Source organism: Xanthomonas sp. SHU 166 (genome assembly GCF_000364685.1).
GTDB classification, from domain to species: Bacteria; Pseudomonadota; Gammaproteobacteria; order Xanthomonadales; family Xanthomonadaceae; genus Xanthomonas_A; species Xanthomonas_A sontii.
Map to the genome: position 1 here is coordinate 1 of NZ_AQOJ01000054.1, position 13,436 is coordinate 13,436.

Sequence of the window (13,436 nt, forward strand, 5' to 3'; positions counted from 1 at the left end):
TGCTGCCGGCCGCCGCCGCGGCGTCGGCTTCTGCCGCGCTGCCCAGCAAGCGGCCGCCGCCGGGCAAGCGCCGCTTCGTCAGCGCCGCGGTCGAGCGCCAGTTGCGCACGGTCAAGGCCGACATCGCCGATCCGCGCCTGGCCTGGCTGTTCGAGAACTGCTACCCCAACACCCTCGACACCACCGTCGAGACCGGCACCCGCAACGGCAAGCCGGACACCTTCGTCATCACCGGCGACATCGAGGCGATGTGGCTGCGCGACTCCTCCGCGCAGGTGCATCCCTACGTACCGCTGGCCAAGCGCGACCCGGCGCTGCGGCGCATGTTCCATGGACTGATCCAGCGCCAGGCCGCCTGCATCCGCCTGGATCCCTATGCCAACGCGTTCCTGCCCGACGGCACCAGCCAGCGCCTGAAGTGGTCGGTGGCCGACATCACCGAGATGAAGCCCGGGGTCGGCGAGCGCAAATGGGAAGTGGATTCGCTGTGCTACCCGATCCGCCTGGCGCACGAGTACTGGCGCGCCAGCGGCGACACCGCGCCGTTCGACGACGACTGGCGCGACGCCATGCACGTGGTGGTGCGCACCTTCCGCGAGCAGCAGCGCCTGCAGGGCCGCGGCCCGTACAGTTTCCAGCGGCCCTCGCCCCTGGCGACCGAAACCCTGGTGCTGGACGGCTACGGGCAGCCGACCCGGCCCAACGGCATGATCCACTCGATGTTCCGCCCGTCCGACGACGCCTGCCTGTACCCGCTGTTCGTCCCCGCCAACCTGTTCGCGGTGACCTCGCTGCGGCAACTGGCGACGATGAGCGAGGCGCTGCATCACGACGCCGCCTTCGCCGGCGAGTGCCGCGCCCTGGCCGACGAGGTCGAGACGGCCACCCGAAAGTTTGGGCAGATGCGCGACGCCGACGGTCAGCCGTTCTGGGCCTACGAGGTGGACGGCTACGGCAACCAGTTGTTCATCGACGACGCCAACGCGCCCGGCCTGCTGAGCCTGGCCTACCTGGGCTGCTGCGATCGCCGCGATCCCGTGTTCCTGCGCACCCGGCAGCTGGCCTGGAGCGAGCGCAACCCGTACTTCTATCGCGGCCGCGCCGCCGACGGCGTGGGCAGCCCGCACAGCGGCCTGGGCACGATCTGGCCGATGTCGCTGATGCAGTACGCCCTGGCCAGCGACGACGACGCGCAGATCCGCCAGTGCCTGCAGTGGCTCAAGACCACCGACGCCGGCAGCGGCTTCATGCACGAGGCCTTCGACAAGGACAACCCGAGCACCTTCACCCGCGACTGGTTCGCCTGGGCCAACACCCTGTTCGGCGAACTGATCATCGACCTGCACCAGCGCAAGCCGCAGTTGCTGAAGGCCTGACGCGATCACTGCATCTGTGGGAGGCACTTCAGTCCCGACGGGCCTGACCGACAACGCGTCGGGACGGAAGTCCCTCCCACAACAGCAAACATACCCCCACCGCACCGCTGCACACCCCGAGGACAGCACCATGGCCACACGACGCGGTTTCCTGCAGGGCGCCATCGCCCTGGCCCTGTTCGGCAGCAGCGGCATCGCGCGCCTGGCGCAGGCACGCGCCGGCAGCTACGCGCTGCCGGCCGATGCGCGCGCCAAGGCCGAGCTCACCCGCAACGTCGACGTGTTCATCGGCACCGGCGGCCACGGCCACACCTTCCCCGGCGCCACGCTGCCGTTCGGCATGGTGCAACTGAGCCCGGACACCTACAACGCCGACTGGGACGCCTGCTCCGGCTACCACGCGGACGACGGCTCGATCATGGGCTTCTCGCACACCCACCTGTCCGGCACCGGCATCGGCGACATGCTCGATTTCCTGGTGGTGCCGGCCACCGGCCCGGTGAAGCTGCAGCCCGGCACGCGCGAGCACCCCGAGGCCGGCTACCGCTCGCGCTACGACCATGCCGACGAAGCCGCCTCGCCCGGCTACTATCGCGTGCGCCTGAAGGACAGTGGCGTGCATGCCGAACTCACCGCCACCGCGCGCGCCGGCCTGCACCGCTACCACTTCCCCAAGGGCAAGCCGGCGCACCTGCTGCTGGACCTGTGCCACGGCATGCAGGACAAGCCGGAGATCCCCGCCCGCGTCGAAGACGCCAGCCTGCGCCTGGTCGACGCGCAGACCGTCACCGGCGGCCGCCGCGTCTACCAGTGGGCCAAGGGCCGCTACATCTATTTCGCCATGCGCTTGTCGCGGCCGTTCGCCAGCGCGCAGTTGTACGCCGACGACCAACCGCTGGCCGCGAGCGCGCGCAGCGCCGACGGCAACCGGCTGAAACTGGCCCTGCACTACCCCGATGCCGCCGACGCGCCGCTGCTGGTCAAGGTCGGCATCTCCGCGGTCAGCGCCGAGAACGCCCTGGCCAACCTCGACGCGGAACTGCCCGACTTCGACTTCGCCCGCGTGCACGCCGCCGCCGTGGCCGAATGGGAAAAGGAACTCGGCCGGGTGCGCATCGACAGCGACGACGAAGCGCAGCGCCGCATCTTCTACACCGCGCTGTACCACAGCCTGATCGCGCCGACCCTGTTCAGCGACACCGACGGCCGCTACCGCGGCATGGACCTGCAGGTGCACCAGGCGCCGTCCGGCTACCACAACTACAGCACCTACTCGCTGTGGGACACCTACCGCGCCCTGCACCCCTTGCTGACCCTGGTGCAGCCCGAGCGCGTGCCCGACCTGGTGCAGTGCCTGGTGCGCGGTGCCCACGAATGCCCGCAAGGCGTCGCCATCTGGCCGCTGCAGGGCGTGGAGACCGACTGCATGATCGGCTACCACTCCGCCGTGGTGCTGGCCGAGGCGCACGCCAAGGGCTTCACCGGCATCGACTGGAAAGCCGCCTACCCGGCCTGGCGCAAGCGCGCTATGGACGACGACGTGCACGGCCTGGCGCTGTACCGGAAGCTGGGCTACATCCCCTGCGACAAGGTCGACGAATCGGTCAGCCGCACCCTGGAATTCGCCTACGACGACTGGGCGGTGGCGCACCTGGCGCAGGCGGTCGGCGCCGACGACGATGCCAGGCACCTGCGCGAACGTTCGCGCCAGTACCGCAACGTGTTCAACCGCGAAAGCACCTTCGTGCAGCCGCGCCTGAGCGACGGCCAGTGGGCCACCCCGTTCGATCCGCGCGCGATGGGCCACAGCGCGCAGTGGCGCGACTTCACCGAGTCCAACGCCTGGCAGGCCACCTTCCTCAACCAGCACGACCTGTACGGCTACATGGACCTGTTCGGCGGCCGCGACCACTTCGTCGCCAAGCTCGACGAACTGTTCACCACCAGCTCCGAACTGCCGGCGGACGCACCGCCGGACATCGACGGCATGGTCGGCCAGTACGCGCACGGCAACGAACCCAGCCACCACGTCGCCTACCTCTACGCCTACGCCGGGCAGCCGTACAAGACCCAGGCGATGGTGCGGCGGCTGCTGCGCGAGCAGTACCACGACGCGCGCAACGGTCTGTCCGGCAACGAGGACTGCGGGCAGATGAGCGCCTGGTTCGTGCTCAGCGCACTGGGCCTGTACGCGGTGGACCCGGTCAGCGCCAACTACGTGCTGGGCAGCCCGCTGTTCAAGCGCGCCGAACTGGACGTGGGCAACGGCCGCACCCTGCGCATCGTCGCCCACGGCAACAGCCCGGCCAACGTCTACATCCAGAGCGCACGCTGGAACGGCAAGCCCTACACCCGCAGCTGGCTGCGCCACGCCGACCTCGCCGCCGGCGGCACGCTGGAACTGGAGATGGGGCCCAAGCCCAACACCGCGTTCGGTGCGGGCAAGGACGATCTGCCGCCATCGTTTAGCTGACGGCCGGGAATCGCGATTGGGGAATCGGGATTGGTGGTTCCCACATCCGCGCCTGTGCGTGACCCGATGCACGACGGCGCGCGCTCCGGTCGTCCTACTGTCGCAATCGCATCGCTTTTTTAGAGAATCCCCCCATGCCGCGTAAGATCCTCGCTGCTCTCGCCCTCGCCCTGGCGTTCGCCCTGCCCGCCACCCACGTGCGCGCGGCCGACAGCGGCACCGCCTGGCCCGCCTTCGCCACCCAGGGCGATCACTTCATCCGCGACGGCAAGCCGTACCAAGTCATTTCCGGCGCCATCCACTTCCAGCGCATCCCCCGCGCCTACTGGAAGGACCGCCTGCAGAAAGCGCGCGCGATGGGCCTGAACACGGTGGAGACCTACGTGTTCTGGAACCTGGTGGAACCGCGGCCGGGCCAGTTCGACTTCAGCGGCAACAACGACATCGCCGCCTTCGTCGACGAAGCCGCCGCGCAAGGCCTCAACGTGATCCTGCGCCCCGGCCCGTACGTGTGCGCCGAGTGGGAAGCCGGCGGCTATCCGGCGTGGCTGTTCGCCGAACCCGGCATGCGCGTGCGCAGCCAGGACCCGCGCTTCCTCGCCGCCAGCCAGGCCTACCTCGACGCACTCGCCGCCCAGGTCAAGCCGCGGCTCAACGGCAACGGCGGCCCGATCGTCGCCGTGCAGGTGGAGAACGAATACGGCTCCTATGGCGACGACCACGCCTACATGCGCCGCAACCGCGCCATGTTCGTCCAGGCCGGCTTCGACAAGGCGCTGCTGTTCACCGCCGACGGCCCGGACGTGCTCGCCAACGGCACCCTGCCCGACACCCTGGCCGTGGTGAACTTCGCCCCCGGCGACGCCAAGAACGCCTTCGAGACCCTGGCCAAGTTCCGCCCCGGGCAACCGCAGATGGTGGGCGAATACTGGGCCGGCTGGTTCGACCAATGGGGCGAGAAGCACGCGGCCACCGATGCCGCCAAGCAGGCCAGCGAGTTCGAATGGATCCTGCGCCAGGGCCACTCCGCCAACCTCTACATGTTCGTCGGCGGCACCAGTTTCGGCTTCATGAATGGCGCCAACTTCCAGAAGAACCCCAGCGACCACTACGCCCCGCAGACCACCAGCTACGACTACGACGCCGTACTCGACGAAGCCGGCCGCCCCACCCCCAAGTTCACCCTGTTCCGCGACGCCATCCAGCGCGTCACCGGCATCGCCCCGCCCGCGCTGCCCAAGCCGATCCGCTTCGCCGAACTCCCCACCACGCCGCTGCGCGAATCCGCCTCGCTCTGGGACAACCTGCCGGCCCCGGCCGCCACCACCGACACCCCGCAGCCGATGGAGCGCTACGGCCAGGCCTACGGCTACATCCTCTACCGCACCACCGTCACCGGCCCGCGCAAGGGCAGCCTGTACCTGGGCGAGGTGCGCGACTACGCCCGCGTCTACGTCGACCGCACACTGGCCGGCAGCGCCGAGCGCCGCCTGCAGCAAGTGGCGGTGGACGTGGACATCCCCGCCGGCCCCCACACCCTCGACGTCCTGGTGGAGAACACCGGCCGCATCAACTACGGCGCCCACCTCCCCGACGGCCACGCCGGCCTGGTCGACCCCGTGTTGCTCGACGGCAAGCCCCTCAACGGCTGGCAGACCTTCCCCCTGCCGATGGACGACCCGAGCAAGCTCACCGGCTGGACCACCGCCAAGGTCGATGGCCCGGCGTTCCACCGCGGCACGCTGAAGATCGGCACGCCTGCCGATACGTTCCTGGACATGCGCGCCTTCGGCAAAGGCTTCGCTTGGGCCAATGGCCATAACCTGGGAAGGCACTGGAAGATTGGGCAGCAGCGGGCGTTGTATTTTCCGGCGCCATGGCAGCGGAAGGGCGATAACAGCGTGATTGTGTTTGATTTGGATGGGGCGGCGAATGCCAGCGTACGCGGGGTTAAGGGGCAGGTTTGGAGTACGCCCAGTAACTGAGTTACTCGCGGAGCGAGCCGTCCGGTAAATCCGGATGGCGCGGGGTCAAACAACTTGTCTACAAATTAAGGCCGCCGGCGGTTCGCCGAGCGGCCTTTAACTTGTGACGAACGTCAACAAGTGGTAGCGTCGCGTTTGCTTACAAAGCGCAATGGGAATGGACGTTAATTAGATGCAAGGGATTATGCAACGGCGTTGACCGAAAAAATAGAATCCGGGAATCCACACCTCACCGAAAGGCAGTGGTGCCACATAGTTCTTTATCTCCCGCTTATATTCTACTTATCTCTAAATGATGCAAAGCAGCTTCAACTAGGAGACTTCACAATGAGCAATGATATGCGCATTACCAGTCCAGTAGAAATTCAGTCGGACTCCAAAGCTCGAGTGGCATACGACCTCATGACGTTTATCGGCGACAAGTTCGAGTCAGGCGATAAATCCAATCGTGACTACTGGCTCACGCTCTACAGTCAGTGCTACAAGGCAGCCTGCGGCCAATCGCTCAAGTACGTCTTGAACAAAAATGAATAACCCGGGCGTAGAATGGAGTAAGGCTGACATCCTAAGTAAACCTGACCCCATTACGGCTCACCGCCAGCAAGCTGTCGCAGGTCGGCAGCAGCCTTCCGCACCTTGGCCAAATCCCGCTGTCAACCGCCGCGTTCACACCGGGCATGCCTTGAGTTCCCTGCTAGCCCCATACGGCGAGGGAGTTTGCAAAAGGAAAATAGCCGGCCACTGCTGCCCAACTAGAGGTACACCCCCCTATCAATCGGGGTTAAGGGAGATAAACCGTGCGGATTCATGAGATCGACTGGGGGGCTGACAGTGCTGAAAACGATCCGAACCTTCTTCAGTATTTCCAAGATTCCTTAGCCTTCGAACGGCTGAGTGGCCGACAAAAGCAGCTCGTGGTTGGGCGGAAGGGCGCGGGGAAAAGTGCTCTACGCGAAAAGCTTTTCAAACACTTCTCTGCGGAGCCCAACACCCATGTTATAAATATATCTCCATCTTTCAATTCAATTCGGAGCGTCCTGAACGACTCAGAGCTTCAAGGCGGCTACGGGGAGGAGATATTCTTTCAGCACACCTGGCTAAGACAGATCTTATTAGACTGCTTGTCTACAGCTGGACACGCGAGTAAGGGCACGTACGCCACTGAAAGCATGGAGTTCGCCCGGCAAGTGGCCCTTCAGCTAAACAGGACCTCAAAAGACCTTGTCGAGAACATTTCCGAGGTTCTGACGCGGGTTAAGGCAACAGTTGGTAAGCTTGGTGAGTTTGGAATGCACCTGGAAGAGCGTCTCCGCGAGATAGCTGAAGTGGATGCGCTCGAGCATCATGCAATTGAGATCACAAAGCACGGGGCAAAGTTTGTCGTCCTTATAGATGACCTCGATCAGGGCTGGGACAACTCTCGGCTCGCAAATGGAATGCTATTGGGGCTACTTCGGGCCGCATTCAATTTGCACGGTAAAGCGAACAACATTTTTCCGATTGTTTTTCTCCGGGAAGATGTCTATTCCCTGCTTATGCCACTAACGCAGCACGCAGACAAGTACCGCGACATTCAGTCCATCAAATGGGCTAAACCACAACTCTTGGCAGTACTCAACGCACGGATCAACTTCAACCGACAGAGGCGCGGGCTTCATTCACTTGGAGACGCAGCCTTCAACACGGTCTTCCCAGAGACAGTTGGGACTTCCAACACTGACAACTGGATGATTGAACGGACCCTGTCGCGGCCACGCGAACTGATACAGCTTGCACGCCTTTACACAAATGATCTGACTTCCGATGCACCAGACGACCACGCACTGAAGCAATCCGAAATAGTTTACTCTACATGGAAGCTATCTGATCTCTGCTCAGAGTTTTCGAATCAGTACCCAGGCATCGCCGACTTCTTTCAAGCGTGGAAAACTCACTACAGCCGTAGCCCCTATCACCTTCGGCGCGAAACCTTGGAAGGGATGATTGTCAATCTCATGACGGTCTCGACTATCAATCACCCTTGGTTTAACAAGCTAGTGGATGCAACAGATGTCGCTCGCATGATCGATATTTTGTATGAAATTGGTGTTATAGGTGATTACATAGCTGGCGGTTCAGGCGGGGGCACAAGAACCTTCTACTCGTACATGGGCCCGCACCAACCCCGCTTCGACGAGGTTCAGGTGCATCCGTGCTTTAGAAAAGCGCTCGACACAGTGGAGCGAATTAGAAGCTAGTGAGCTCAGGTTGGAGCGTAGCCCAACCTCAGCTTTCATTTATTCCGGATCTCATCAAGTCCTGGTCATCAGCCATGATAAGCCATGTAGCAGCTTATCTATCGAGGCATTTTCATCCAGAGATAAGTCATGATCGATTTTACCAAACTAGCTCAGAACAGTAGCTCGAAAGCGCCGACCTCAATCATTGGAACGTTCCAAGCGCTTGATAGACAAGTCAGCCATGTGGAGTTGCGCCCATCTCAGATCCGGACTCTGGAAGCCCTATCCGGCAGGATTGAGGAGCGTGACCTAGTAGTCAGGCTGAATACTGGCGGCGGCAAGACGACGATTGGCCTGCTCTATTTGAAGCATATGATGGATAAGCTGAGAGAGCCAGCTGTTTATCTAGTACCCAATAGCCAGCTAGTTGAGCAAGTGATATCCGAGGGCGCGAATATTGGACTTCGCGTTTTACATTGGAGGTCCAGGGAGCCTCAAGCACCTGAGGAAGCCGCGAGGGCCCAGGCGATAATAGTCTGCACATACGACAAATTCTTTAATGGAAAGTCAACGTTTGCCAGGCAGCGTATCACGCCCTGTGCGATTGTTCTTGACGACGTCCACTCCGGAATCGAATCCATCCGAAGCAATTTCTCAGCGGATCTACCCACTGAGGCACATGCCGCACTGCTCGAGCTACTGGCTTCTGCACTCAAAGAGCATGATCCGGTGACTTGGGCGGGAATCACTAAGGGCGAGTCTGACGCCATAATTGAGGTTCCATTCTGGCTGCAGCAGCGATTCCAGAGCCAAATTACAGAGATATGCGCACAGTTTGCGAACTCGCAGGAGTTAAAATTCAACTGGCAAAATATTTCACCTGCCATTGAGCTAGTTCGGATCTACGTGTCGGGCCAGCAAGCTTACATAACGCTCGATCCTCCGCAGGTCGAGCGCGTCGCCCATTATGCCAACGCGCGACACAGGTTATTCATGTCAGCGTCCATCCATGACGCGGGCGTCTTGGTACGTGAGCTAGGATGTGATCCACAGTCAGCTAAACAACCAGTTGATGCCTCGGGCGAATCTTCAATCGGGGAGCGAATGGTTCTCGTGCCGTCTCTAATTGAGCCCACCTTCTCGGACTTAGACCTCATCAGCGTAGCTCTTTCTGTTAGGCAGGTCGCTAACGTCGTCGTACTCGTCCCTTCATTCCCTAAAGCCGAAAAGTGGGCCGCAGCCGGCGCAACCCTTGCAAAGAAAGAATCAATTAGCGAAATTCTTAAATCCCTTAGAAAAAGTAACTCAGGCAATATTGTTGTCTTTGCTCAGAGGTACGATGGTGTCGACCTGCCGGACAGCGCATGCCGGCTACTGATCGTTGACGGACTTCCACTCGCCGAAAGCCTTGCAGACAGGCAGGATGCTTCCAAAACTGGCCTCGTCACTGGGATGCGCGGAAAGGTCGCCACCAAAATAGAGCAAGGCTTGGGCCGAGCCGTCCGATCTTCATCTGATTACTGCGCGGTGATACTAGGCGGCCGGGACATTGCAAGCTTCATATCCAGGTCGGAAGTCGCTCGCAACTTGTCTCCTTTCACAGTCAGACAGCTGGAAATTGGCCGCATAGTGTCATCCGCCCTGAATGACGAAAACGGTATCGCAAGTGCGGTAGTCGGAACTATCAATCAACTTCTTAAACGCGATCCGGGTTGGAAGATGTTCTACCAACAGGAGGTATCAAAAGTAGATGCGTCAAGCGAGACACTGAACTTTATCGAAGACAAGATCGAAATCGCTAGACTGGAGCGTGAGGCGAGCCGTAAGGCGCTAGCAAGGGACTACGTTAGCGCAAGCAAACTTCTGCAAAGTGCCGCTGACGCAATCGATGAGCTCGACCTCCGCGGCGTCGCGAAGCAAACTGCAGCACGCTATCAGTATTTTTTCGATCAGCCTAGCGCAATGAATCTTCAGCTGTCTGCTTTCTCGGACAACCCTAACGTGTCCCGACCGCCAATGCTCATGCCGGTTCAGATGCGCAAGATTACTAACCAGGCGGAATCCATCGCAAAGTGGTTGCGTTCATTCACGCATCCCAATGGATCTCTTTTGACGATCGACGCACTGAGCGCGAGCACGAATTTCTCCCAAGACTATAAAACTGTAGAGGAATCTATACGCCTGCTTGGCGACCTGATTGGGTCCGAGTCATCACGTCCGGATAACCTCTTTAATCGTGGACCCGATAACCTGTGGCTATTTGGCACAGAGGCTTTCGTGATCGAGGTCAAAAGCGAGAAAGACTGCGCTGCTATCCAAGGGAGACGCTGAGCAACTTCAGTCAAGCATCCTTTGGCTAAATAAAAACTATCGGCATATTGAACAAATTAATCCAATTATAGTAAGCAACGTTGTTCAAGCCGATGTTGCCGACGACTTTTCCTTTGGCGCAAGGGTTTGGACACAGAGCGACCTGGAGCAGATTCTCAGCCAATTCAGAAGGCTCTGCAGCTCGGCGGTTACACAAGGTGCTCTTTTCCTTTCCAGTCCCTCCAACATTCAAGGCCTACTTGGGCCACACATGTTGCTGCCTGGACAGCTTCGCTCGCTAGGAAACCAGGTCACCCAGAGGAGAACCTGAGGTACCCGCACGGTGTGCGTGTGAACGTAAGACAGCGTTCGCCAACTCACAATTCGATGCAGGCTGCGCTCCCGTCCAAAGGTGCTGATGGGCTAACGGCGACCGCTGTCCTTCGGTCAATAGTTACGGCTGTCTATTGCTGAGCTGTATTGACCTACCTGTTTCTGCCCTGATGGGATAACGGGGTCAGGTTAACTTCCAAAGCGCATCTTCGCGCCACTATCCATACCAGTTGACATCTCTAAAAACCAGTAGCACCATCCCTTCAAGGAGCGTAGAAACTCCTCAGAGAGCGGCACCCACCTCCGTCAAACCGGTGGTTTTTTTGTGCCTGTTCGCAGGCACACTCCGACGCGCTGTCTGCGTCGGGAGGGCGGCGAATACAACACCCTTCGGGGAAATAAGCCCGCCGGCTCTCTGCGGTTTCTAACCTCCCGACATCCCGTCGCCGTTCGGCGCGGGTTCCTGTCTGCCAAGGAGGCTGTGCCATGCGTCAACCGTCACCCCGCCCCGCCGCTCCCCGCAAGCGCAAGTCGCACAAGCATCGCCACTGCCCGCAGTGGACGATCGTCGAGTCGTCGCTCACCCCCATGCTGACGCCCGAACAGATCGCCGCCGCCAACGCCGCCGATCTTGCCCGCGCCTCGCGACCGCCCCGCCGCCCACGCTCGCCACAGCAGTGCACCGTCGGCTGCGGCCACTCCGCCAACGGCAAGCGCACGCCCGCGCTGCGCCTGGGCGGCCGCTGGATGGAAGAACTGGGCTTCACCATCGGCAGCACCCTGCGCGTGCAGGTACGCGACGGCGAACTGGTGGTGAGCTTGGCCAGCAAGGACTGATCCGGCCGTCGCCCATCCCGCACCGGGGAATCACGGGAATGGCGTCCAATCGCTTTGTCTTCAAAAACAGGGGACAGAGTGCACTGCCCCCGCCCCTCCCTAGATCGACAAGCACAACTTCCCAAAATGCTTCCCCGCCGCCTGATGCGCAAACGCATCGGCGATGTCTTCCAGCGCGAAGGTCTGGTCGACCACCGGTTTGATGCCGGTTGCGTCGAGGGCGCGGACCATGTCGCGCTGGTGGCGGCGGCTGCCGACGATCAGGCCCTGCAGGGTCTGGTGGCGTTGCATCAGCGCCACGGTCGGCACCTGGCCGGCAATGCCGGTCAGCACGCCGATCAGGGCGATGTGGCCGCCGATGCGGCAAGCACGGATGGACTGGCCCAGCGTGTCGGGTCCGCCCACTTCGATCACCACGTCGACGCCGCGGCCGTTGGTGTAGTCGAGCACCTTGGCCGCCCAGTCGGTGTCGCGGCGGTAGTTGATGGTGAAGTCCGCGCCCAGCGTCTGCGCACGCGCGAGCTTTTCGTCGGAGGACGAGGTGGCGATGACGGTGGCGCCCATGTGCTTGGCGAACTGCAGGGCGAAGATCGACACGCCGCCGGTGCCGAGCACCAGCACGGTGTCGCCGGCCTTCAGGTGCGCGTCCACCACCAGTGCGCGCCAGGCGGTGAGCCCGGCGGTCGTCAACGTCGCCGCTTCGGCGTGGCTGTAGCCGCGCGGGGCGTGCGTGAACCAGTGCGCGGGGCGAACGACGTATTCGCGTGCATAGCCGTCGACGCCGTCGCCGGGCACGGTGGCGAAATCGGCGATGGTCGGGCCGCCCTCCAGCCAAGTCGGGAAGAAGGTCGAGACGACCGCGTCGCCCACGGCGAACTCGTCCACGCCCTCGCCCACCGCTTCGACCACGCCGGCGCCGTCGGACATCGGGATGCGGCCGTCGGCGCTGGGCATGCGCCCGGTCACCACGCCCAGGTCGTGGAAGTTGAGCGAACTGGCATGCACGCGCACGCGGAGTTCGCCGGCGCCCGGCTGGCCGGGGTCGGGCAGATCGACGAGGCGGAGGTTCTCGAGGCCAGCGGGCTGGCGCAGGGTGATGGCTTTCATGGGCAAGACATCCTTGGGGGAAAGTGGCGAGGGGCAGCGCCGCATCGGTTGCAGCGAAACCGCATTGCAGGCATTGTCGGGACGCACTTCCTGCATCGCAAGAACGTACAATTTTCGCAGGTACTATCAATTTTGTAGGTACAACGACCATGCGTCTGAAACGTCTGGATGGCAAGAGCGGCTGCGCGGTCGAAGTCACGCTGTCGGTGATCGGCGGGGTGTGGAAGCCGGTGATCCTGTTCCACCTGCTCTCCGGCAAGAAGCGCTTCATGGAACTGACGCGCCTGGTTCCCAATGCCACGCAGCGCATGCTGACGCTGCAGTTGCGCGAGCTCGAGGAGGACGGCGTCATCGTGCGCCACGTCTATCCGCAGGTGCCGCCCAAGGTCGAATATGCGCTGACGCCGCTCGGCCACTCCCTCGCGCCGGTGCTGATCAGCTTGCGCGAATGGGGCGAGTCGTATCGCACCCGCGAGCTGGCGCGCGCGCCGGCCGACGCCCCGGAGTGCGTGCGTGGTGTAGCGACGGCTACTTGATTCAGGCAAGCGCCGAAAGAAAACCGGCGCGCGCACCACGAGGCGACGGCAACGCGGCAGGAAGCACGACGTGGCGTCGCGGAACGTCGATGGTCGATAGCGACACCGCTGTAGATGCAAGATCCGGCGACGCTAGTGAGCTTCAATCGCGAAGGGAGGCCTATTTGCAGACGTCAGCGATCAACGAGGTCTCCCGACTACCGACGTTGGAAGGCGTCGGGACTGAAGGGCGCCTCGAACAACCTGCCACGACCTGGAGC

Annotated in this window: 9 protein-coding genes; 8 read left to right on the forward strand and 1 reads right to left on the reverse strand. The window is 62.0% G+C overall.

Annotated elements, in window-relative coordinates; all coding sequences use genetic code 11:
• From D180_RS02360 to D180_RS02375, 7 genes are all read left to right on the forward strand, one after another.
• The coding region (locus tag D180_RS02360; protein ID WP_017911520.1) for a glycoside hydrolase family 125 protein at nt 1-1,376 on the forward strand (1,376 nt) is incomplete at its 5' end.
• Between the two features lie 130 nt (nt 1,377-1,506).
• A complete protein-coding gene (locus D180_RS02365; protein WP_017911521.1) occupies nt 1,507-3,849 on the forward strand; it encodes a GH92 family glycosyl hydrolase in 2,343 nt (780 codons plus the stop codon).
• 134 nt (nt 3,850-3,983) lie between these two features.
• Nucleotides 3,984-5,834: a beta-galactosidase family protein gene (locus tag D180_RS02370; RefSeq protein ID WP_017911522.1), complete on the forward strand. Its 1,851-nt coding sequence runs from the start codon at nt 3,984-3,986 to the stop codon at nt 5,832-5,834.
• 327 nt (nt 5,835-6,161) lie between these two features.
• A complete protein-coding gene (locus D180_RS23350) occupies nt 6,162-6,368 on the forward strand; it encodes a hypothetical protein (protein WP_106406899.1) in 207 nt (68 codons plus the stop codon).
• Nucleotides 6,369-6,631: 263 nt separating this feature from the next.
• Nucleotides 6,632-8,071: a hypothetical protein gene (locus tag D180_RS23740; protein ID WP_157835408.1), complete on the forward strand. Its 1,440-nt coding sequence runs from the start codon at nt 6,632-6,634 to the stop codon at nt 8,069-8,071.
• A gap of 129 nt (nt 8,072-8,200) precedes the next feature.
• Nucleotides 8,201-10,384 (forward strand): helicase C-terminal domain-containing protein, encoded by a 2,184-nt coding sequence (locus D180_RS22745; RefSeq protein WP_081616373.1) that lies wholly within the window; start codon nt 8,201-8,203, stop codon nt 10,382-10,384.
• Between the two features lie 798 nt (nt 10,385-11,182).
• On the forward strand, nt 11,183-11,533 hold the full coding sequence (locus D180_RS02375) for a SymE family type I addiction module toxin (protein ID WP_043090342.1): 351 nt from the start codon (nt 11,183-11,185) through the stop codon (nt 11,531-11,533).
• A 99-nt stretch (nt 11,534-11,632) separates the two neighbouring features.
• On the opposite strand, the gene D180_RS02380 is transcribed toward D180_RS02375, so the two are convergent.
• Nucleotides 11,633-12,640, reverse strand: coding sequence for an NAD(P)-dependent alcohol dehydrogenase (locus D180_RS02380; protein WP_017911526.1), 1,008 nt, complete (start codon nt 12,638-12,640; stop codon nt 11,633-11,635).
• Nucleotides 12,641-12,789: 149 nt separating this feature from the next.
• Here D180_RS02380 and D180_RS02385 point away from each other — a divergent pair, with 149 nt between their 5' ends.
• Nucleotides 12,790-13,176: a helix-turn-helix domain-containing protein gene (locus tag D180_RS02385; RefSeq protein WP_017911527.1), complete on the forward strand. Its 387-nt coding sequence runs from the start codon at nt 12,790-12,792 to the stop codon at nt 13,174-13,176.
• The last annotated feature ends 260 nt before the right edge of the window (nt 13,177-13,436 follow it).

Coding starts and splice junctions, on each gene's coding strand:
- D180_RS02380 (WP_017911526.1), bottom strand. CDS start 12,640: ATGAAAGCCATCACCCTGCGCCAGCCCGCTGGCCTCGAGAACCTCCGC.
- D180_RS02370 (WP_017911522.1), top strand. CDS start 3,984: ATGCCGCGTAAGATCCTCGCTGCTCTCGCCCTCGCCCTGGCGTTCGCC.
- D180_RS22745 (WP_081616373.1), top strand. CDS start 8,201: ATGATCGATTTTACCAAACTAGCTCAGAACAGTAGCTCGAAAGCGCCG.
- D180_RS02365 (WP_017911521.1), top strand. CDS start 1,507: ATGGCCACACGACGCGGTTTCCTGCAGGGCGCCATCGCCCTGGCCCTG.
- D180_RS02385 (WP_017911527.1), top strand. CDS start 12,790: ATGCGTCTGAAACGTCTGGATGGCAAGAGCGGCTGCGCGGTCGAAGTC.
- D180_RS02375 (WP_043090342.1), top strand. CDS start 11,183: ATGCGTCAACCGTCACCCCGCCCCGCCGCTCCCCGCAAGCGCAAGTCG.
- D180_RS23350 (WP_106406899.1), top strand. CDS start 6,162: ATGAGCAATGATATGCGCATTACCAGTCCAGTAGAAATTCAGTCGGAC.